Here is a 20,813-nt window from a genome sequence, read left to right on the forward strand (position 1 = left end):
GAACTTTAACCACCGACCAGTACCGTTGGCATGCCTGAAACAATACTGCCGCCGTGACTGGTTGTATCCCCCATACGTACGAGAGGTTTGTTGTTCACCAAGACAGTCGTGCTGCCGAGAATGGCGCTGTCTGGTGTTCCTACACATACACATGAGTCGCCTAACGTAGAAGCTGGCAAACTGCCAATTAGGACGGTTGCTGCACCCGGGCCTGTGACCGGGCCTCCTACGTGAGGCACTGGGACGGCCGCAGGCGTTTGCATGGGGCATACGTGCATGTCACCAACTCTGGCTGCGGGTAAGCTCATCGTACTACTCCTCTGGGTTGTATCCTTGTGCGATCTTTAAAGCGGTATCCAGCGCATATTGATAATAGAGTTCGCTGTTGTCCCAGACCGGCAAAGCGGCGGCGTGGTTTACAGCGCCAGCGGCGGCTTTTGCGTACAGATTTGGGTCGGGTAAAACGACGGGTAAATCAGGCGTAACGATACTGCCGGCGCCATTCCAGAACACAGCCTGCGCCAGCCAGGACGGGCCACAGTTGAGCTGTAACCGGGTGGCAAACAATTCAGCTTTGCGCCTGAGTTCTTCAGAGGGGGCTTGTACCCATTGCTTTGCCAGACTGATGCATTGAAGCTGGCTGGCATTCCAATCATCGTGCCGTTTGTGTAAACACAGACTGGCCCACCATATGCACTCGCGTACAGGCAAGGCATGGGCGAGAAACTGGATCAGGTCGAAGTTCAGTTCATGCTCGGATAAAGTCTGAATGCTGTTGGTGACCGACATTTCGTCGTTGATCAGTGCCTTGGCTTCGTCACTGGCATTGAAACGATTGAGAACCTGAATGCCTGCCGCAAACGGGATTTTTTTATATTCCATTAATTCACCTTAACGATTGCGCCTTTGACTTCGCCCATAACGCCACCATCGAATGTGGCTTTGAGATCCGATTTAAATTCCGCGCTCAATTGTCCCTGCGCAGTCAGACTGGTGTCTGCGTCCATTGAAATACTCAAACCGCTGATGGAGTTCGAGCCGCTGGCCTCCAGTGATGTTGTTGCGCCACTGATTGTGTTCGATGAGGTTGCGCTACTTGAGACGTTTGTGCCCTCAAGAGACAAATCGCTACTGGCTTTGATATCGATGCTTTCTGACTCAATTGTGACCGAAGACGATGACATGGTGATTTTGCTCGATCCGACGATTAATTCGAGTTTATCATCGGCTTCTATGGTGATGGTTTTCGCGTTTTCCGACAGGGTTTTGCTGGACGTTAACGAGTAGTTGTCTTCTGTTGTGATCGTCATGGCCTTAGTGACGGTCTGCTTGACCTCGCCCTGAACGGTTTCAGTCAGATCATTTTCTACTTCACGGGTCAGATCTTTAGCCGCGTGCAGATAGATGAGTTCGTTGTCTTGTTTATCATCGAAATAGAGTTCATTGCTCTCTCCGGATAACTGAGTTTTCCAGCCACTTTTGGTGGTGTTTTCTTCGTTGTAGGGCGGCGTATTTTTGCTGTTGTAAACACAACCTGTGATGATGGGCTGATCCGGATCTCCATCGATAAAGGAGACCAGAACTTCATGGCCGGCTCTGGGGACAAACTGACTGCCGTAGCTGCTGCCCGCCATCATTTGAGCGACTCGGACATAACAACTGGTCTTGTCACCGCTGGCGTCTGTATCCCAGTGAAACTGGATGCGAACCCGGCCCTGATCATCCTGATTAATATCGCCCGCAGTCGAACCTGCAACCAAAGCGCTTTGCAAACCTTGTATTACCGGCTTGGGCTGTGGGGTTGGGTAATAAGGCACTGCTTTAGGAATGACAGTGACTCGGGCCTCGCATTCGACGGATTCGGAATAATAAAACCGGGTTTCAACCACTGCGTAATCGCCCAATTGGGCAGTGTCTAAGTGGCTGGCCAGCGAGAACCAAGATCCGATGGTGAACTCATCCTGGCTAGCGCTGAGCAAAACACGTTCATAGTTTTGCTCCAGTTGTTCCAGGCGGCGTTTGACCAGATTATCTGCCAGATCGGTATAGTCTCCCACAATGCCGAGCGGAGGGTAGTGCACGGCTGACAGTTTACTGTTGTTGGCTATTGAATGTGAGGACGTCTTGGCTTTACTGGACACCAGCTTGGATTGCGTGTAATCGTAGGCTTCCAGTTCAATACTGGTGCCATGAAACGAGCATTCGGGCTGCCAGTGAGTAATCAACGGATTGTCTCTAGAAGGCGTTTCCGACATATCAAATTTACTGGTTGAAGCCTGATCAAAGGGTGTCTGTGCATCCTGCAGTACCAGCTTATGGCTGCCGTCGCTATGGGTAAAAAAGTAGTTGATGCCTTCTTCTGCCAGCAACCGAGTGACGAAATCAAAATCTGATTCGTTGTATTGCAAACAATACTCCCGTTTGGTGGAGGGTAAACTGTTGGTGCTATACCAGCCACTGAATCCGGCTTGGGTAAAAATATCCGTCACTATGTCTTGCGTTGATTGGTTTTGATAGACACGAAAGGCTTGTGTGTGTTTAAGCAGCCACAGCCAAGGGCGAAGAGTCAGTTGATAGGACGCATATTGCAAGCTGCTGTCGAGCCCAAGTTGCTGGGCTCTGATGATCATGCCATGAAACACTCGGCTCGCAGTCAAAGTGCCGGATTCATTGGTGTAGCGAGTAATGGTCAGCCCTTGTCCGAGCTGCTCTTTAACGTCAAACGATTTTGCAACAATCGTCACCTGAATTTCAAATGGAGCAGAGACTCCTTCGGTGACGCGCAGTTCGGTCGCTTTATGTTCCTCTCCGCTGTAATCCTTAGCGGAGAGGGCACTTGCGGCCGCCGAAAATTGATCAGCCATACATCATCCCTGATTGCGATCTTTGTCTATTGGTAGTGTATCTACCCGTTGGTCTTGTTATTAAACAGTAGTATCGGGAGCGCTGAGTGAGCGTGAGCACATCGATATCACTGCAAAGCAGTCTAGGACATTTGATCAGTTTGAGCCTGCTGTTGAGCCAATCTTTGAGACCTGCCAGGAAAATATGCATACGTACAAAGCCAAAGCGGTTTCCTTTCACTAATCACGCGCAATGTGCTGTGGACTAAGCAGCTTATGTATGAACTGTTGACAATCTTGTCTTTTGAACAGTTTTTGGTTCTATCAACTCAATTTCGTTTTTCCTGTCGTTAAACCACGTATTCCTTTATTACTTGTCTATAAATCCATACTTCTTATTGAAATTAGTAAGACGGACGAAGCAAGGGTTAAATTCGACCTTAGTCTAAATTGTCGACAATATTCTTGATTGTCGACAATGTGATCGTCTATTTTATAAGCAGAGTAAGTTGTTGCCACAGTCTCGCACATGTAAATAAAGCGAAGTGAAGCTGCGGAAGAAACGGGTAGACCATGAATGTAGAGAGTAGGTTACCTTTGGTGACCAAAGAGAATACGAAGTCAGAACACTTAACTGGCTATCTTATTGAGGCGATTGTTAATGGGGAGATTTTGCCGGGAAGCAAAATCTCTGAGCCAGAACTGGCACGGCGTTTCGAGGTCAGCCGCGGTCCACTGCGTGAGGCCATCATGAGAGTGGAGGGGCTCGGGCTGATTGAGCGAGTACCGCATGTTGGTGCTCGGGTCATTACCTTCTCGTTTGAAAAATTACTTGAACTGTACGCAGTGCGAGAAGCGCTTGAGGGAATGGCCGCTCGGTTGGCTGCACGCTACATCAGCGATGAAGAAATTCATGCGTTGGAACAGCTATTGTCGACACATTCCGAACATATTGATCAGGTGGAAGGGTCATCATACTTTCACCAACATGGCGATTTTGATTTCCACTATCGCATCATTAAAGCCAGTCGAAATAGCAAGCTGGTTGCCTTGTTGTGTGATGAGCTTTATCACTTATTGCGCATGTATCGCTACCAGTCTCCACGATCACATTCAAGGCCCAATGAGGCGTTGAACGAACACAAATTTATTTTGCAGGCCATTAAGAACCGGGATGAAGAATTAGCAGAAATGCTAATGCGCAGACACATTTCCGGCAGTCGAACGCTGATTGAACAGCAGATCCTGCAAACCGACTCAGACGACTAGGAGAATTACCATGTCATTAAGCCCGGGAGCAAAATTCAGAGCGGCAGTCGCCGATAATGATCCGCTGCAAATTGTCGGCACCATCAACCCGTATTGCGCCATGATGGCGAAAAATATTGGTCATCAAGCGATCTATTTATCCGGCGGTGGTATTGCTAATGCGTCTTATGGTTTGCCGGATTTAGGCATCACTACGCTTAATGACGTGCTGGTGGATGTAGACCGAATTACGAACGCTTGTGATCTGCCGTTGCTGGTGGACATTGATACTGGTTTTGGAGGTGCGTTCAATATCGCGCGGACCATCAAATCGATGGAAAAAGCGGGCGCTGCCGCGGTGCACATGGAAGATCAAGTTGCGCAAAAGCGCTGTGGTCACCGGCCGAATAAAGCCATTGTCAGCCAGGAAGAGATGGTCGACAGAATCAAAGCTGCTGCTGATGCCAGACGGGACGACAACTTTGTGATCATGGCCAGAACAGACGCGCTGGCTGTTGAGGGGATCGACAAAGCGATAGATCGTGCGATTGCTTGTGTCGAAGCAGGTGCTGACATGATTTTTCCTGAGGCGATGAACAAACTGGATCAGTACGTACAGTTTGCCAACTCACTTGAATCTGCGGTTGGTCGACCTATACCTATCCTGGCAAACATCACGGAATTTGGCCAAACCCCATTGTACACCTGTGCGCAACTGGCGCAGGCAAAAGTTGACATGGTGTTGTATCCACTCAGTGCATTCCGGGCGATGAACCGGGCCGCAGAAATGGTCTACGCTCATTTACTGGAATATGGCAATCAGGAAGCATTGCTCGATTCCATGCAAACGCGGAAAGAGTTGTATGAACATCTCAATTACCACGATTATGAAGACAAGCTAGACAAACTGTTTTCTAGTCAGTAGCCAGATTCGGGTATCGCAACAAACAGGAAGCTCAAGAAATATCGCCTTAAATCCATAACGTGAAACCGTCCGAGCACCAATAACACCCCGAAAGAGGGTAAGAGCCGGACAGAAAAGGAGTTCAACATGCCTAACAAAGAATTAGGCGGCGCTGGCCTGCGTGGTCAGAGTGCCGGAAGCACATCATTATGTACTGTCGGAAAAACCGGAACGGGGCTGACCTACCGGGGCTATGATATTACCGATCTGGCAAACAATGCTCAGTTCGAAGAAGTGGCCCATCTTCTGCTAATTGGTCATTTGCCAACGCAACAGGAACTGGATATCTACAAAACCCGTTTGATGGGGATGCGTGGTTTGCCGCAAGAGCTGAAGCAGGCGTTGGAACTGATCCCAGCCGATGCTCATCCCATGGATGTAATGCGCACTGGGTGCTCGGTACTCGGTAATCTCGAGCAGGAAATGGATTTCTCTGAACAACAAGCGGCCACCGAGCGTATGCTGGCGCTATTTCCTGCCATCATCTGTTACTGGTATCGATATAGTCACGACGGTGTGCGGATCGACACTGAAGACAAATCGGAAGAATGTATCGGTGGATATTTCCTGAAAATGCTCACTGACAAAGTGCCGAGTGACCTCCATAAGAAAGTCATGCATTGCTCGCTGATCCTGTACGCCGAGCATGAATTTAATGCATCCACTTTTGCTGCGCGCGTATGTGCGTCGACCTTATCTGATATCCACTCCTGCGTTACGGCGGCGATTGGTACATTACGTGGCCCTTTGCATGGCGGTGCCAATGAAGCCGCTATGGAAATGATTCAGGATTGGAATACGCCAGAAGAGGCTGAAACCAATATTCTGCATATGCTCGAGCACAAAGAAAAGATCATGGGCTTTGGTCACGCGATTTATCGCGAAAGCGACCCTCGCAACGCCCTTATCAAACGTTGGTCGAAGGAACTGTCTGAAGCGGTCGGTGATACACAGCTGTATGCGGTCTCTGAACGGGTTGAAGCGGTTATGAAGCGTGAGAAGGGCTTATTTTGTAATGCCGATTTCTTCCATGCGTCGGCTTACCATTTCATGGACATACCCACCAAACTTTTCACGCCTATTTTTGTGATGAGCCGATTAACCGGCTGGGCGGCGCACGTTTACGAGCAACGTGCCAATAACCGCATTATTCGGCCGAGCGCTGACTACGAAGGCCCGGATGCACAAGTATGGGTTCCCATCGAACAGCGCGGTTAATCAGCGAGCGGCCTCTCGTAAAAGAGAGGTCGATGCGAAGTCTATAAGAGCAAGTTGTTATGAATAGCCAATATCGCAAGTTACTGCCGGGCACCAGCGTTGAGTACTTTGATACTCGCGCCGCGGTAAATGACATTTCTGATGGTGCCTACGAGACACTTCCGTATACCTCAAGAGTACTGGCAGAAAACCTGGTACGTCGCTGCGAGCCGGAAAAACTGGAGGCAGCACTACGCCAGATCATCGAGCGTAAGCGCGACCTGGACTTTCCGTGGTACCCCGCAAGGGTGGTATGTCACGACATTCTTGGCCAGACGGCATTGGTCGATCTCGCAGGTTTACGTGATGCCATTGCTGACCAGGGGGGCGATCCGGCGAAAGTGAACCCTGTCGTGGAAACACAGCTCATCGTGGATCACTCTCTGGCGGTTGAACATGCCGGCTATGAACAGGATGCGTTTGAAAAAAACCGGGAAATAGAAGAGCGACGTAACGAAGATCGCTTTCATTTTATTGAGTGGTGTAAAACGGCATTTCAAAATGTCAGTGTCATCCCCGCAGGTAACGGCATTATGCACCAAATCAATCTGGAGAAAATGTCCCCAGTCATTCAGGTTAAAGGTGGGGTTGCATTTCCAGATACGTGCGTTGGTACCGACAGTCATACACCGCATGTGGATTGTCTGGGTGTGATCGCGATAGGTGTAGGTGGTCTGGAGGCGGAAACCGTGATGCTCGGACGTCCATCAATGATGCGATTACCAGACATTATCGGCGTTAAACTGACTGGCAGCCGGCAGCCGGGGATTACCGCAACCGATATTGTACTCGCGATCACCGAATTTTTGCGCAATGAACGCGTGGTGTCTTCTTACCTGGAATTTTTCGGAGAAGGTGCAAAAGATCTTACCATTGGTGATCGGGCAACCATTTCCAATATGACACCGGAATATGGTGCGTCAGCGGGGATGTTTTACATCGATGAACAGACGATCCAATACCTGAAGTTGACCGGTCGCGATGAGCAACAGGTCGACCTGGTAGAAAAATACGCCAAAACAGCCGGACTCTGGGCTGATGACTTAACCACGGCAAAATATGAGCGTGTATTGGAGTTTGATCTGTCCGCGGTTGGTCGCAACATGGCTGGCCCATCAAACCCGCATCGCCGATTACCAACATCTGAGCTGACAGAGCGTGGCATTTCCGGTGAATGGCAGCAGAAAGACGGGCAACTGCCTGATGGTGCGGTGATCATTGCGGCCATTACCTCGTGCACTAACACCAGTAATCCGCGCAATGTCGTTGCCGCTGGCTTAGTGGCGAAAAAGGCCAACCAATTAGGTTTGGTTCGTAAACCCTGGGTGAAAACGTCGTTTGCGCCAGGGTCCAAAGTGGCAAGGTTGTATCTGGAGGAATCCGGTCTATTGCCTGAACTGGAAAAGCTGGGCTTTGGTATTGTGGCGTATGCCTGTACGACGTGTAACGGAATGAGCGGTGCGCTGGCACCAGACATTCAACAGGAAATTATCGACCGCGACCTCTACGCCACTGCGGTGTTGTCGGGCAATCGAAATTTTGATGGCCGGATCCATCCTTATGCCAAACAGGCTTTTCTTGCCTCTCCGCCTCTGGTGGTGGCCTATGCGCTGGCGGGGACGGTTCGGTTTGATATTGAGCGGGATGCGTTGGGCGTTGACAGTCAGGGCAAGCCCATTTATCTCAACGATCTCTGGCCGAGCGATCAGGAGATTGATGACGTTGTTCAGCGCTACGTTAAGCCTGAGCAGTTTCAACAAGTGTATATCCAGATGTTCAAACCGGATGAAGGTTTGTTAAACACCAACCCACTTTACGACTGGCGTCCGATGAGCACTTATATCCGTCGCCCGCCATACTGGGAGGGGGCGCTGGCAGGAGAGCGGACGTTGTCGGCGATGCGCCCTTTGGCCGTCCTTGGTGACAACATCACTACCGACCATTTGTCTCCTTCCAACGCCATTCTGGCATCCAGCGCCGCGGGGGAATATCTCACTCGGATGGGCGTGCCGGAAGAAGACTTCAACTCGTATGCGACTCACCGCGGTGATCATCTGACCGCACAGCGGGCAACGTTCGCTAATCCGAAGCTGTTCAATGAAATGGTGCAGGAAAATGGCGATGTCGTGCAGGGCTCGTTGGCGCGTATCGAGCCAGAAGGCAAAGTGACCCGCATGTGGGAAGCGATCGAAACATACATGGAACGCAAGCAGCCGCTGATCATCATTGCCGGCGCTGATTATGGCCAGGGGTCGTCCCGAGATTGGGCGGCAAAAGGTGTGCGTCTCGCCGGGGTTGAAGCCATTGCTGCAGAAGGGTTTGAGCGCATTCATCGAACGAATTTGGTTGGGATGGGCGTATTACCATTGCAGTTCATGTCAGGAGTAAACCGCCATACCTTGCAAATAGACGGAACGGAGCTATTTGACGTGAAAGGCACCATAGCTCCGCAAGCGAAACTGACGTTGGTGATCACTCGACGTAATGGCGAGATTATTGAGGTGCCTGTGCTTTGCCGTCTAGATACGGCTGATGAAGTTGACGTTTATAGTGCCGGTGGGGTGTTGCAACGCTTCGCACAGGACTTTTTGGCCGGATAAGGGGCTCGAAGAGAATGCAAGCTAAAGAATATACCAACGGTCAAATGCGTATACCGGCGATGTACATGCGTGGCGGTACCAGTAAAGGCGTTTTTTTTAGTCTGGATGATTTACCCCCTGACGCGCAACAGGCCGGCCCGGCACGGGATAAATTGTTGCTGCGTGTTGTTGGCAGCCCAGATCCGTACGGGAAGCAAATTGATGGGATGGGGGGCGCGACATCAAGTACCAGCAAAACCGTTATTGTGTCCAAAAGCCAGCGGGCAGATCACGATATTGATTATCTGTTCGGACAGGTATCCATTGATCAACCCTTTGTCGACTGGAGTGGAAATTGCGGAAATTTATCAGCGGCAGTCGGACCATTTGCACTCCACGCCGGGCTGATAGAGCAAGAGCGGATACCGCAAAATGGTGTGGTCTCTGTCCGGGTCTGGCAGGCCAACATCGGTAAAACCATTATCGTTCATGTGCCAGTCCGTCATGGCAAAGTTCAGGAAACGGGCGAGTTTGAGCTCGATGGCGTGACTTTCCCTGCGGCAGAAGTGCAGGTGGATTTTATGGACCCGGCTGCGGGAGAAGGAGCCATGTTTCCCACTGGAAATCTGGTGGACGATCTGGAGGTGCCTGGATTGGGCACCATAAATGCCACGTTAATCAATGCCGGAATACCAATCATTTTTGTAGATGCAGCTGCCATCGGATATCGCGGGACGGAACTGCAAGATGACATTAATAACGATGCTCAGGCATTGACGATGTTTGAAGCGATACGGGCACACGGCGCGTTGGAAATGGGTTTGATTAAGACGCTACAAGAAGCCGGGTCTCGCCAACACACGCCAAAAGTTGCGTTTGTGGCGACGCCGCAGGATTACACGTCATCCAGTGGTGAGTTGGTGACGGTGTCACAAGTGGATGTATTGGTGCGGGCGCTGTCAATGGGGAAACTGCATCATGCCATGATGGGGACGGCGGCAGTGGCGATCGCGGCAGCAGCCTGTGTACCAGGTACATTGGTTAATCTGGCGTCGGGAGGGGGACGCCGCCAGTCAGTGACATTTGGTCACCCATCAGGAACGTTGAAAGTAGGGGCTACGGCAACAGACACTCAGGACGGTTGGGTTGTAGAGAAAGCCAGTATGAGTAGAAGCGCCAGAGTATTAATGGAAGGCTGGGTCAGAGTCCCGGCTGATATTCTGGCTTAGCAAGGAAAACTCAAGGAGGAGACGGATGTCTACTTATCTGAATGAATATCAACACGCTACCAACCATCCGGAACAATTCTGGAAAGAGCAGTCCGAATACATTGACTGGTTTGAAAAGCCCCGCACAATTCTGGGTGCTGATGAGAATGGCATTGAACGCTGGTTTTCCGATGGTTTGCTTAATACATCCTGGCTGGCGCTCGATTATCATTGTGAACAGGGGCGAGGCGATCGGATCGCTCTGATTTATGACTCGCCAGTTACCGGAGTAAAGCGTCACTACACCTATACCGAGCTGCGTGATGAGGTTGCCCGTGTTGCTGGTATGTTGGCGAAACAAGGTGTCAGCAAAGGCGACCGGGTTGTAGTTTATATGCCTATGATCCCGGAAGCCGCAATGACAATGCTGGCGTGTGCACGCCTTGGAGCGATTCATTCGGTGGTGTTTGGCGGTTTTGCGGCGAATGAATTGGCGGTACGCATTGAAGATGCAGAACCCAAAGTGCTTGTCACTGCGTCATGTGGTATTGAAATCAACAAAGTGATTGAGTACAAGCCGCTGGTCGACAAAGCCATCATGGACAGCCGTTGGAAACCCGATACCGTGGTTGTTTTGCAACGTGAGCAACTTAAAGCCGATCTGAATCAGGAACGTGATGTTGATTGGTGTGAAGAGCTGAGCCAGGCGACACCGCATGCGTGTGTGCCTGTGCTTTCGACAGACCCGCTTTACATCCTCTACACCTCTGGAACGACAGGTAAACCTAAAGGGGTGGTTCGTGATAATGGCGGTCATGCGGTGGCGATGAAGTACTCCATGGCAACCGTGTATAATATGCCACAGGATGGCGTATTCTGGGCGGCGTCAGATGTTGGCTGGGTAGTCGGGCACTCCTACATTGTTTATGCCCCGTTGATTCACGGCTGTACAACGATTTTATTCGAAGGTAAGCCAGTGCGTACCCCAGACCCGGGGGCATTCTGGCGTGTGTGTGAAGAGTATCGTGTTAACGCGCTCTTCTCCGCACCGACGGCGTTTCGGGCGATCAAAAAAGAAGATCCGCAGGGTGAACATATTCGTCGGTACAACTTGTCTTCGTTACAGACCATTTTTATGGCCGGTGAACGCTTAGACCCACCCACTCTGGATTGGGTCGCGCAGCATACGGGTAAATCGGTCATTGACCATTGGTGGCAAACGGAAACTGGCTGGGCCATTGCCGGTAATCCCATCGGTTTGGAAATGATGCCGATCAAAGCCGGATCGGCGACAAAGCCGATTCCGGGGTATCAGGTCGATGTACTTAACGAAGTCGGGGAAGTGGTTGGTCCGAATGAACAAGGTTATGTGGCGTTAAAACGCCCGTTACCGCCCAGTTGTCTGCCGACTGTCTGGCGTAATCATGATCGTTTCGAGAGTGGGTATTTGAGCCAGTTCCCTGGCTATTATGTCTCTGGCGATGGGGGCTATCTGGATGAAGATGGCTATCTGTTTATCATGGGACGAATCGATGATGTGATTAATGTAGCAGGTCATCGTTTGTCGACCGGTGAAATGGAAGAGGTCGTGGGTGGTCATCCTGCGGTTGCGGAATGTGCGGTCGTCGGTATCCACGATGAGTTAAAAGGGCAGCTGCCGCTTGGACTGGTGGTACTGAAAGATGGCGTGAAGATGGACGAGCATCAACTTGAAGATGAGCTGGTCGGGAAAGTGCGCAATGAAATTGGCGCTGTGGCGTGTTTCAAGCATGCACTGGTTGTGGAGCGTCTGCCGAAAACCCGTTCAGGTAAAATCTTGCGGCGAGTCATTCGTCAGATCGCCGATGGCGAGCAGTATACGATACCGTCCACGATTGATGACCCAGCAAGCCTGAGTGAAATCGAACGAGTGTTGCATGACTAATGACCATGTCTCACATTTAACACCGAGGAGCCCCGATTTATTGGGGCTTTTTTATTTTTGATCCCTTAGAATCACATCAATTGACACTGAACTTGCTATAAATACGCGTTATGTTGCCTATCCGGCTATCGGCTGCGAACAGCCACGACCTTAACCAGCTCAATGAACTGATGTTTCAGTTACACCACGAGCATCATCAACAATCCCCTGAGCATTTCAAAACGGCGGAAGAGATCGAGCAGGAGAAGAGCATTGCTCGCTATCTGGATGATCCGGAGTGCTTCGTTTTTGTGGCCCGGTTTGAAGAAACTCTGGTCGGTTTTGTCAGTGGCCACTTTTGTGAGCTGGTGTCTTCAGTGAGCAAACCTGTGCCGATGGGGAGTATTGATGAATTGTATGTATTGCCTGCGTATCGTAAGCAGGGGATCGCGATACAGTTATGCCAGCGCATCGAACGCAGTTTTAAAGAGTGTGGCGTTGAGCAGATGTTTGTTGAAGTATGGCATTTTAATGATTCAGCGGTAGAGCTTTATAAGAATTTAGGATTTGAGCACCATATACACTGGCTGCGCAAATCCATCCGAACCTAAAAAGGTGTTGTGTGAATAAACAATCTTTGTGGTGTCTGTTTGGCACCGTATTGTTGCTGTGTTCTACGCTGTTTTCATCAACAGCGGCTGCCGTTCAGAAGCACCCGAACGAAGTACGTGGTGCTCTGTGTTTGGTGCGAGCTAATAACCAGCTCGTCATGGTCAATGAGATTCTGACCAAAAAATTGTCGTTACCTGGTGGTCTGATATCAAAAGGTGAAACCCCCAAGCAAGCCGCGCAAAGGGAAACTTGGGAGGAAACAGGGCTGGCGGTTACCGTAGGTGATCTATTGGGGTATACGGAAAAAGCGGCCGTTTTTGACTGCGTATCGGATTCGGACATTATCGCGTTCGGCTTCAATAACCGGTTTGACGGTTATGAGCTACCGGTTTGGTTTGCACCTCATTATGGCGTCGAAGTGTCGGGCGCGATGCTGTTGTCTCCGGAAAGCTTGTTGCCTGAACTGTACCGTTATCCACAACAGTGGACCGTGATTCAATCCATGTTTGACGCAGCAACAGAACAGTCGGTGACCTATGTAAACCAGTTGGCAGACGCTGCTCCGGCATGGCATCAGGTTGAGCTTAACTGGATTGCAACGCTTCAGGGCCTGGTTGCCGAGTTCTCGCCACACATTGCTTCCGGTGTTAATGCACTGATGATGCTGGGAAATCAACTGGCTCAGCCGTGGATTTTCATTGTTATTTTTCCGGCGCTGTATTGGCGATTTGGTAAGGCAATGTGCTACCGGACTATGTTTGCCATTACGTTGACCTCACTGTTGTGTCTTGTCGCTCAGCAAGGGTTTGCGTTACCGCGACCTCATGTGTATGTGCCTGAATTGCAGATGAGCTCAAGTTTTGGCAATGGTTTTCCAAGCTTACCGGTAGCGGTGTGGTTTTGCGTGGTGACGCTGGTTTTAAACGGGCTGGATAAATTAACGTTCAATCGTTATACCGCGTTGAGTCTCGCCAGTTTGTTTTGGCTGGTATTGGCGAAGTTTTACCTTGGTGCTGCGTTTTTAAGTGATATGCTGGCTGGAATCCTACTCGGTGTTCTGACGGCGTGGCATGTCATCCGTTTGGAAAAGAAGCCGGATATCAACGTGGACGCCTTACTTTGCTCTAATGGTTTATGGATCGCATTGACGATAGCTGCGGCGACCCTGACGGCAATCTGGCCGTTGCCAGTGTTTACGGCCTGGCTGGCAATTTTGGTGACGATGACAGGATTGGTGGTGACAGTGAATCAATCCGAGGGGCAGGTTGGTGGGCGAAGTCTTATCTCTATGGTCTTGTTGTTGCTATTGCTCAATGAGGTGATTTTGTACATGGCTGGGTTTGTTGCTTACAGCAGTATTTATTCTTTGGTGATGGAAGCGATTCGTTTCCCGTTACTGATTTTGGTTTTTGCATTGAGCGTCAGGCGTCTCAGCGTACAATCAGCATAATGAAAAGCCTCGCCGAAGCGAGGCTTTTTGCTATCAGATATTCAGGACGAACTTTTCAATCACATAGGCGACGCCATCGTCATCGTTACTGAGCGTAATGTAGTCAGCAATCGCTTTGGTTTCTTCCATTGCATTGGCCATCGCAACGCCCAATCCCGCATACCGCAGCATATGGTGATCGTTCTCAGCGTCGCCCATACAAATCACTTCTTCTGAACGGATACCTAAGTGTTCCGCGATTGCCTGAATACCGACACCTTTGTTGCTGCCAGTGTTGAGGAATTCGAGAAAGAACGGTGCGCTTTGCACGATGGTGAAATCTTGGTGCAGTTCTTGTGGCAGTGTTTTGATCGCGGCGGTAAGTTTATCTGGCGCAGCGACAATCATGGCTTTAACGATCGGGTGATCATCTTCCAAAGTGTCAAAGTCTATTTCGGTAACTGGCAGGCCATTGATACTGGCTTCCACTTGGGTGTATTCACTGGTCTTTGGCGTAATTAAACCGTGAATCTGGCTAAACGCATGTGTATTGAGACCAAGCTCTTGAGCCAGTTTGGCAACTTGCTTAGCGGCACGCCCATCAATGATTTTCTGGTGGATAATGGCACCACTGCCGAGTTCTTTTACCATGGAGCCGTTATAGAACAAAACAAACTCGTTATCACCGGAAATACCCAGTTCATCCAGTTTGTCCTGCATGCCCTCTAATGGGCGACCTGATGCCAGTACGACTTTGACCCCGGCCGCTCGTGCTTTGGCAATAGCGTCTTTAGTGCGGGGAGAGATGGCTTTTTGGCTGTTCAGCAAGGTGCCATCCATATCCAGAGCGATGAGTTTAAACATGACTTACCCGAAAAATGAAAAAGAACTTGCAGCTTAATTTAGAGTGAGATTTGGATCAAATAATGAAATACTCACTGGTTTAATTTGACCTGGTGCGGAGAGTCATTTAAGGTCTCCGTCCTGCTAATTTGAATCACTGATTAGGCTGAGTGTAAGTTGTACAAAGTTAACGAAATGTTCGAGACCATTCAGGGGGAAGGTATTTTTACCGGTGTGCCTTCTGTATTCGTTCGTCTGCAAATTTGCCCTGTTGGATGTGCGTGGTGTGATACTAAGCAAACCTGGACAGCGGAAGCAGAGGATGAGCGCACAATCGGGGATATTCTTTTGAAAACGGAAGATTCGCCCACTTGGTGTCGACAAACGGCCGAACAGATTGTTGCTACGTATAAACAGCAAGGCTATCGTGCAAAGCATATTGTTATCACTGGCGGTGAGCCATGTATTTATGATTTGAGGCCTTTGTCTGAAGCTTTCGAGGCGATCGGTTGTCAATGTCAAATTGAAACCAGTGGTACTTCTGAAGTGTTAACGTCAGAGAAAACTTGGGTGACAGTGTCACCAAAGGTGGCCATGAAAGGAAAACTGCCAGTACTCGACAGCGCGTTGTTGCGTGCGAATGAAGTGAAACATCCCGTGGCGACGCAAAAGGACATCGATCAGCTTGACGTGCTCTTACAGCGTGCCGGAGTGCCCGAATCGACACCCATAGCTTTACAGCCAATCAGTCAAAAACCACGCGCGACGCAGCTGTGTATCGATACTTGTATTGAACGCAACTGGCGACTGTCGATTCAGACACACAAATATTTAAGCATCGCATAAAGGAATTCGTCATGAAAAAAGTAGTCGTTGTATTTAGCGGTGGACAGGACTCGACAACCTGTCTGGTGCAGGCGCTCAAAGAGTTTGATGAAGTGCATGCCATCACTTTTGATTATGGTCAGCGTCACAAGTTAGAGATTGAAGTGGCACAAAAGCTGGCAAGTGAGTTGGGGGTGAAGGCTCACAAAGTGATGGATGTTGGCCTGCTCAATGAACTGGCGATCAGTTCGTTAACACGTGATGATATTCCGGTATCGCATGAGTTACAGGAGAATGGCCTGCCGAATTCGTTCGTACCTGGTCGCAATATTCTGTTTCTGACGTTAGCTGGTATCTATGCGTATCAGATTGGCGCGGATTGTGTGATCACCGGCGTTTGTGAAACAGATTTTTCTGGCTATCCGGATTGCCGCGATGAATTCGTGAAGTCTATGAACGATGCTCTTGTTAAGGGCATGGATCGTCAACTGATGATCCGCACACCGTTAATGTGGCTGAATAAAGCAGAGACCTGGGCGCTGGCCGATCAATATGACGCGTTATCTCTGATTCGTGAGAAAACGCTCACATGCTATAACGGCATCATCGGCGATGGCTGTGGTGATTGTCCATCGTGTGATCTGCGCAGGGTAGGTCTGAACGATTATCTGGACAATCGCGAAACCGTGATGACTGAGCTGGTGAGAAAACAACAAGCGAATTAAAAAAAGCCTCTCAATTGAGAGGCTTTTTATCACAAATGCGCGTTTCGTTAGTCAGCCAGATACAGTTTTGCCAGCTCTGCTGGCTCCATCTCTTTGCCTTCCAGGTTTGCATTCCAGTTGGTTCCAACCAGAACACCGTCTTCGTCCAGTGTGATCAACCAGTCTTCAACAAAAATATCCAGTGGAATTTCCAGGACTTCGAAGTCTGCCCACTCTTCAACATTGTGGGTTACTGCATCTTCTTTCGATGACCAGAAAGGCATCACTTCACTGTTTTCAAATTCAGTAGAGTCACAAGCCAGCCAACCGTCTTCATTTCTCAGGCCCCAAACCAGTTTACTTTGTTTGGTCTCTTCGATGAAAAGTTTCAGGTTTGCTTCGATATCTGCAGTCAGTTTGCTCATTTTGAAATTCTCGATGTGAAAAACGCCGTAAGAGTAACACTTTCAAGCTCGGAACACATTACCAAATAAAAAGAAAGGAGCGACTCGCGCTCCTTTTCTTGTCCGGGCTTATTGGCCACGTTTGGTAAAGATTGTCCACTCTTTTTTGTATGTGCCTTTATGGCCGACAACCCGGGCCACGACCTTACGGTTCATTGCATGGCTGGTTTCATCGGTGCCAATTTCAGACAAATGGGTATCGCCATAGCCGACGATTTTTACACGATTGGGTTCTACACCTTCACGCAACAGAACCTGCTCAACTGCCGTCGCGCGACGTTTTGACAGTGCCAGGTTATGGTTGGCTGAGCCGACTTTACTCGCGTAACCCTGAATTTCGATTTTCGTCTCAGGGTATTCCTTCATAAAGTCTGCCATTTCATCGATCTGACGATAGAACAAAGGTTCGATAACGGAAGAATCGTTAGCAAACAGAATATGCAGCTGTAGCTGTTCGGACTGATTGATATAAAGTTCACATCCATTGTTATCGATTTCTGCTCCTTCCGGAGTCTCTGGGCAAAGGTCACGCGCGTTGACGACACCATCGTTGTCGTCGTCTTGCAGATCAGATACCTGAGTTGCTTCCGGGGTCGGCGTATATTCGTATTCATCTTCCGCGTTGGCGTTACTTGCGACAACCAAAGATGCAATCAGTGCAGGCAATAGTAGTTTATTCATATTAATACTCCACCGGCTTATTCCATTTTTCTGGTGTGTCAACCAGTAGGGCATCCAGCAAGCCACCGGTCGCGTTCAACACTCGATACTTGGCGTACTGCTCATCGTATTTTGCGTCCAAGTAACCTTTGCGTGCGTCAAACAATTCATTCTCAGTGTTGAGCACATCTAACAGTGTACGTTTGCCAAGTTTATATTGTTTCTCGTACGCAATTACGGTGTCCGAGGCGGAGTCCACGTGATTCGCCAGAAACTGTTTTTGTTTCGAGGTGAAGGTCAATGCACTCCAGGATAAACGCAGGCCTTCTTCCACACTACGATAGGTACGATCGCGGAAATCTTTGGCTTTATTCATTTGGTATGCCGCACTTTGTGTACGGTCTGCGTCTGAACCACCATTATAGAGATTGTAACGCATACGCAGCATTGCAGAGAACTCTTTGCTTTCTCCCTCAATCCCCGCGGCATCATCGCGCCAGCTTTGTGCCGCTTCAACAGAAAGGGTCGGATAATTAACACCTTTCGATTGCTCATACTGGAAACGAGCCGAGTCAACATCAGCCTGCGCAACTTTGATAACTGGGTGATGTTTGTATGCGTTGGAAAGGGCATCATCAACCGTAAATGGTAATTTTGCATGATCCGCACGAGGGAAGGTTAACCCTTGTGGCGTCTCGCCGACCAATGTTTTAAATTGGGTATGCGTATCATAAAGGTTGTTCTGGGCGGCCAGAAGATTACCATGCGCCTTCGCCAGACGAGCTTCTACCTGAGAAAGATCCGCGGTTGAACCAATCCCTGAATCCACGCGTTTTTTAATATCTTCGTAGATATCTTCATGCACGCGAAGATTGCTTTCAGACAATTGTAATACTTCAAACGCTTTGGTCGCGTCTAAATACGTTTTGGCGATTTGTAAAGCGATATCCTGAGCATCTGCGATCAACTGAAATCTAACAGATTCTGCATCGGCAGACGTTCTGTCTATATCATTTAGAGTCGCATTACCATCCCACAGTAATTGGGTCAGGGTTAAAGACGCTTCTTTTCGGGTTAATTCGTTTTCTGTACCTGAAGCCAGATCAACGTTCTCGTAGCCAATTCCCGCATCTAAATCTAATTTAGGCAGGTAGGCTCCCGTTGCAGCATCTGCGTCGTATTTTTTACTAACAAACTCGTTATAAGAAGCTTTTATGTTTGGGTTTGTAGCTAGCGCATTGGCTACGGCTTGTTCTAATGTTTGACTTTGCGCCGGAAAACTCAGAGCTATCAACCAGCTTAGAGTTTTCATTTTATTCCAGTTCACTCTCGATCTCCTTAAAAGGAACCACGGATCAGTGGGCAGATCTATACCAGATGTCTGAATATTCACGGTAAGACATCGAAAACGTCAATAAAATAACACCAATAAAACTAAAAGCATAATAAGTTTGTAAAAAACAATGAGACAAAAATGAGACTGAGCAAAAAGTGACCAGTCGGTGGATTGATCTGATGAATATTATTGATAATTTTGTATTACAAATAAAAAATGTGATGTTAATTCACAAAAAGTGTGGGCCTTTTCAGATTTTTGATCTTGAATTGTTAATGAATACTGCGTTCTGACTTTCTATTGACCGTATACAATGATAATTTATAGGGATAATGAATGTTACTTGAGTGTCGGTTTTTTGTCGTGCAAACCGAGCGCCATAATAATAAAGAGCACAGAGGCTGATCATGGGAATTGGTATATTTTTGTCGAACAATAATCTTGCTGCCGGCCAGATTGTTGTCATTGACGCAAATGGTGTTGTTAGTGTCCGTGAACAGGGCGCTCCGCTGGCTCCCGGCGAATTAGTGATATCGCCGGATTCTGACCATTCTCAATCAGCAGGTGCAAACATCCAGCTTGTAAACCCTGATACAACATCGACAGATATCACTGCTGATGTTGACGCTATTTTGGCGGCGATTGAGGCTGGGCAAGACCCGACTCAACTTGGAGAGGATTTTGCGACCGCTGCAGGTCAGGCAAACGGATCCAGCCCAACCACGGCAGACGCAATACAGCGTGATGGTGCCGAAACTCTAGCAACAACAAACTTCGAAACTACTGGCTTCGAGGCTTTGGGGTTGTCTGCAACGCAAAGCCTAACCCTTCTGGACCAATTCCTCTTATTGCAGAACGCGCCGATATTTACTGACGCCAATGACGCTCCTTTGGGAGAATCTGTAACTTTTACGACTCCGGAAGATACACCTGTTTCAGGTCAGCTCACTGCAACGGACGAAGACGGTGATCCACTGACGTTCACTCAGATCAGCGAACCCGCAAATGGTAGTGTGATTGTGAACACTGATGGTTCGTGGACGTATACTCCCGATGATAATTACAACGGCTCAGACAGTTTTCAAGTCGAGGTCAGTGACGGCAATGGTGGTACAGACCTGATCACTGTCGATATTGGCGTGACACCAGTAAACGATGCGCCTGTGGCAAATGATGATGCCATCACGACAGACGAAGACACACCGATTACGATCAGCGTGCTCTCGAACGACAGTGATGTGGATGGAGATGAACTAACCATTACATCAGCGTCTGTACCCGCGGAACAAGGGACTGTCGATATTGTTAATGGCGAGCTTGTCTTTACTCCGGCGGAGAACTTTACCGGTGACGCGACCATCACATATGAAATATCGGATGGTGAACTGTCAGACTCTGCTCAGGTAGGCGTCACGGTGAATCCGGTGAATGATGCGCCTGTCGCAGTGGATGACGTAGCGCAAACTGATGAAGACACCTCTGTGATCATCGATGTGCTGGCAAACGACTCTGATGTTGATGGCGATGAAATCTCGTTGGTCAGTGCTTCAGTGCCTCAAGCTCAAGGTAGTGTTGAAATTGTTGATGGAAAATTAATTTTTACGCCGGCACCTGATTTTAACGGTGAGGCAACGATTTCTTATCAAATTACGGATGGCAGTCTGACTGACAGTGCTGAAGTGATTGTGTCTGTTGAACCACAAAATGATGCACCAGTTGTCGAGAGTAATATCGAAGATCGTACGCTGCAGGAAGATTTTGCGCCGATTACCATCGATCTTAATGCTGCATTTCACGATGTGGACAATGATGACAACGAATTGAGCTTCAGCATCAGTGGTAACGTTAACCTGCATGTTTCGATTGTCGATGGTATAGCGACCATCTCGCCAACGTCAGACTGGAACGGCAGTGAAACGCTGACGTTCACCGCCACCG

At 49.0% G+C, this 20,813-nt stretch carries 18 protein-coding genes; 11 read left to right on the plus strand and 7 right to left on the minus strand.

Translation table 11 applies throughout. The features are described 5' to 3' along the window. Positions 1-5: 5 nt before the first annotated feature. The 3 genes from VPR01S_RS22330 to VPR01S_RS11900 are packed head-to-tail and all read right to left on the minus strand — an operon-like array spanning position 6 to position 2,864. Complete coding sequence (locus tag VPR01S_RS22330) at positions 6-308, minus strand: PAAR domain-containing protein (RefSeq protein WP_021705580.1); 303 nt, start codon at positions 306-308, stop codon at positions 6-8. A 4-nt stretch (positions 309-312) separates the two neighbouring features. Continuing rightward, positions 313-882: a DUF6931 family protein gene (locus VPR01S_RS11895; RefSeq protein WP_021705581.1), complete on the minus strand. Its 570-nt coding sequence runs from the start codon at positions 880-882 to the stop codon at positions 313-315. Continuing rightward, entirely contained in the window at positions 882-2,864 is a 1,983-nt protein-coding gene (locus VPR01S_RS11900) for a type VI secretion system Vgr family protein (protein WP_021705582.1), read from the minus strand. Before VPR01S_RS11900 ends, VPR01S_RS11895 begins: the two co-directional genes overlap by 1 nt. Positions 2,865-3,416: 552 nt before the next feature. On the opposite strand from VPR01S_RS11900, the gene VPR01S_RS11905 reads away from it, so the two are divergent. From VPR01S_RS11905 to VPR01S_RS11940, 8 genes are all read left to right on the plus strand, one after another. After that, positions 3,417-4,112, plus strand: a complete 696-nt coding sequence (locus tag VPR01S_RS11905; RefSeq protein WP_021705583.1) for a GntR family transcriptional regulator — start codon at positions 3,417-3,419, stop codon at positions 4,110-4,112. A gap of 10 nt (positions 4,113-4,122) precedes the next feature. Then, positions 4,123-5,016: a methylisocitrate lyase gene (gene prpB, locus VPR01S_RS11910; RefSeq protein WP_021705584.1), complete on the plus strand. Its 894-nt coding sequence runs from the start codon at positions 4,123-4,125 to the stop codon at positions 5,014-5,016. 126 nt (positions 5,017-5,142) lie between these two features. After that, positions 5,143-6,273 carry a bifunctional 2-methylcitrate synthase/citrate synthase gene (prpC, locus tag VPR01S_RS11915; RefSeq protein WP_021705585.1) on the plus strand — a complete coding sequence of 377 codons (1,131 nt, stop codon included), beginning with the start codon at positions 5,143-5,145 and terminating at the stop codon, positions 6,271-6,273. A gap of 59 nt (positions 6,274-6,332) precedes the next feature. Next, entirely contained in the window at positions 6,333-8,912 is a 2,580-nt protein-coding gene (gene acnD / locus VPR01S_RS11920) for a Fe/S-dependent 2-methylisocitrate dehydratase AcnD (RefSeq protein WP_021705586.1), read from the plus strand. A gap of 14 nt (positions 8,913-8,926) precedes the next feature. Next, the gene (prpF, locus tag VPR01S_RS11925) at positions 8,927-10,120 is read left to right on the plus strand and encodes a 2-methylaconitate cis-trans isomerase PrpF (RefSeq protein ID WP_021705587.1); all 1,194 of its coding nucleotides are present in this window, start codon (positions 8,927-8,929) and stop codon (positions 10,118-10,120) included. 25 nt (positions 10,121-10,145) lie between these two features. Next, positions 10,146-12,023 (plus strand): propionyl-CoA synthetase, encoded by a 1,878-nt coding sequence (locus VPR01S_RS11930; RefSeq protein WP_021705588.1) that lies wholly within the window; start codon positions 10,146-10,148, stop codon positions 12,021-12,023. 110 nt (positions 12,024-12,133) lie between these two features. Beyond that, on the plus strand, positions 12,134-12,613 hold the full coding sequence (locus tag VPR01S_RS11935) for a GNAT family N-acetyltransferase (RefSeq protein WP_021705589.1): 480 nt from the start codon (positions 12,134-12,136) through the stop codon (positions 12,611-12,613). Positions 12,614-12,624: 11 nt separating this feature from the next. Beyond that, positions 12,625-14,064, plus strand: coding sequence for an NUDIX domain-containing protein (locus VPR01S_RS11940; RefSeq protein WP_021705590.1), 1,440 nt, complete (start codon positions 12,625-12,627; stop codon positions 14,062-14,064). Positions 14,065-14,097: 33 nt separating this feature from the next. Here the strand turns inward: VPR01S_RS11940 and VPR01S_RS11945 are convergent, their stop codons facing one another. Beyond that, positions 14,098-14,907 (minus strand): Cof-type HAD-IIB family hydrolase, encoded by an 810-nt coding sequence (locus VPR01S_RS11945; protein ID WP_021705591.1) that lies wholly within the window; start codon positions 14,905-14,907, stop codon positions 14,098-14,100. Between the two features lie 174 nt (positions 14,908-15,081). On the opposite strand from VPR01S_RS11945, the gene queE reads away from it, so the two are divergent. After that, positions 15,082-15,732, plus strand: a complete 651-nt coding sequence (gene queE, locus VPR01S_RS11950; RefSeq protein WP_040902637.1) for a 7-carboxy-7-deazaguanine synthase QueE — start codon at positions 15,082-15,084, stop codon at positions 15,730-15,732. 11 nt (positions 15,733-15,743) lie between these two features. Beyond that, positions 15,744-16,436 (plus strand): 7-cyano-7-deazaguanine synthase QueC, encoded by a 693-nt coding sequence (gene queC, locus VPR01S_RS11955; protein ID WP_021705593.1) that lies wholly within the window; start codon positions 15,744-15,746, stop codon positions 16,434-16,436. Positions 16,437-16,483: 47 nt separating this feature from the next. On the opposite strand, the gene VPR01S_RS11960 is transcribed toward queC, so the two are convergent. From VPR01S_RS11960 to VPR01S_RS11970, 3 genes are all read right to left on the minus strand, one after another. Beyond that, positions 16,484-16,840, minus strand: coding sequence for a DUF2750 domain-containing protein (locus VPR01S_RS11960; RefSeq protein WP_021705594.1), 357 nt, complete (start codon positions 16,838-16,840; stop codon positions 16,484-16,486). 108 nt (positions 16,841-16,948) lie between these two features. Further along, a complete protein-coding gene (locus tag VPR01S_RS11965) occupies positions 16,949-17,560 on the minus strand; it encodes an OmpA family protein (RefSeq protein WP_021705595.1) in 612 nt (203 codons plus the stop codon). Position 17,561: 1 nt separating this feature from the next. Beyond that, positions 17,562-18,866, minus strand: a complete 1,305-nt coding sequence (locus VPR01S_RS11970; protein ID WP_021705596.1) for a TolC family outer membrane protein — start codon at positions 18,864-18,866, stop codon at positions 17,562-17,564. 416 nt (positions 18,867-19,282) lie between these two features. Here VPR01S_RS11970 and VPR01S_RS11975 point away from each other — a divergent pair. Then, positions 19,283-20,813, plus strand: a 1,531-nt coding sequence (locus VPR01S_RS11975) for an Ig-like domain-containing protein (RefSeq protein WP_021705597.1), incomplete at its 3' end; no start/stop codon positions are given.

Source organism: Vibrio proteolyticus NBRC 13287 (assembly GCF_000467125.1).
In the GTDB taxonomy this organism is placed as follows: Bacteria; Pseudomonadota; Gammaproteobacteria; order Enterobacterales; family Vibrionaceae; genus Vibrio; species Vibrio proteolyticus.

What these genes read in the sequence shown, in the direction of transcription:
- acnD (WP_021705586.1), top strand. Translation starts at nt 6,333, where the DNA reads ATGAATAGCCAATATCGCAAGTTACTGCCGGGCACCAGCGTTGAGTAC.
- queC (WP_021705593.1), top strand. Translation starts at nt 15,744, where the DNA reads ATGAAAAAAGTAGTCGTTGTATTTAGCGGTGGACAGGACTCGACAACC.
- VPR01S_RS11905 (WP_021705583.1), top strand. Translation starts at nt 3,417, where the DNA reads ATGAATGTAGAGAGTAGGTTACCTTTGGTGACCAAAGAGAATACGAAG.
- VPR01S_RS11935 (WP_021705589.1), top strand. Translation starts at nt 12,134, where the DNA reads ATGTTGCCTATCCGGCTATCGGCTGCGAACAGCCACGACCTTAACCAG.
- VPR01S_RS11965 (WP_021705595.1), bottom strand. Translation starts at nt 17,560, where the DNA reads ATGAATAAACTACTATTGCCTGCACTGATTGCATCTTTGGTTGTCGCA.
- VPR01S_RS11930 (WP_021705588.1), top strand. Translation starts at nt 10,146, where the DNA reads ATGTCTACTTATCTGAATGAATATCAACACGCTACCAACCATCCGGAA.
- prpB (WP_021705584.1), top strand. Translation starts at nt 4,123, where the DNA reads ATGTCATTAAGCCCGGGAGCAAAATTCAGAGCGGCAGTCGCCGATAAT.
- VPR01S_RS11895 (WP_021705581.1), bottom strand. Translation starts at nt 882, where the DNA reads ATGGAATATAAAAAAATCCCGTTTGCGGCAGGCATTCAGGTTCTCAAT.
- prpC (WP_021705585.1), top strand. Translation starts at nt 5,143, where the DNA reads ATGCCTAACAAAGAATTAGGCGGCGCTGGCCTGCGTGGTCAGAGTGCC.
- VPR01S_RS22330 (WP_021705580.1), bottom strand. Translation starts at nt 308, where the DNA reads ATGAGCTTACCCGCAGCCAGAGTTGGTGACATGCACGTATGCCCCATG.
- prpF (WP_021705587.1), top strand. Translation starts at nt 8,927, where the DNA reads ATGCAAGCTAAAGAATATACCAACGGTCAAATGCGTATACCGGCGATG.
- VPR01S_RS11900 (WP_021705582.1), bottom strand. Translation starts at nt 2,864, where the DNA reads ATGGCTGATCAATTTTCGGCGGCCGCAAGTGCCCTCTCCGCTAAGGAT.
- VPR01S_RS11960 (WP_021705594.1), bottom strand. Translation starts at nt 16,840, where the DNA reads ATGAGCAAACTGACTGCAGATATCGAAGCAAACCTGAAACTTTTCATC.
- VPR01S_RS11945 (WP_021705591.1), bottom strand. Translation starts at nt 14,907, where the DNA reads ATGTTTAAACTCATCGCTCTGGATATGGATGGCACCTTGCTGAACAGC.
- queE (WP_040902637.1), top strand. Translation starts at nt 15,082, where the DNA reads ATGTTCGAGACCATTCAGGGGGAAGGTATTTTTACCGGTGTGCCTTCT.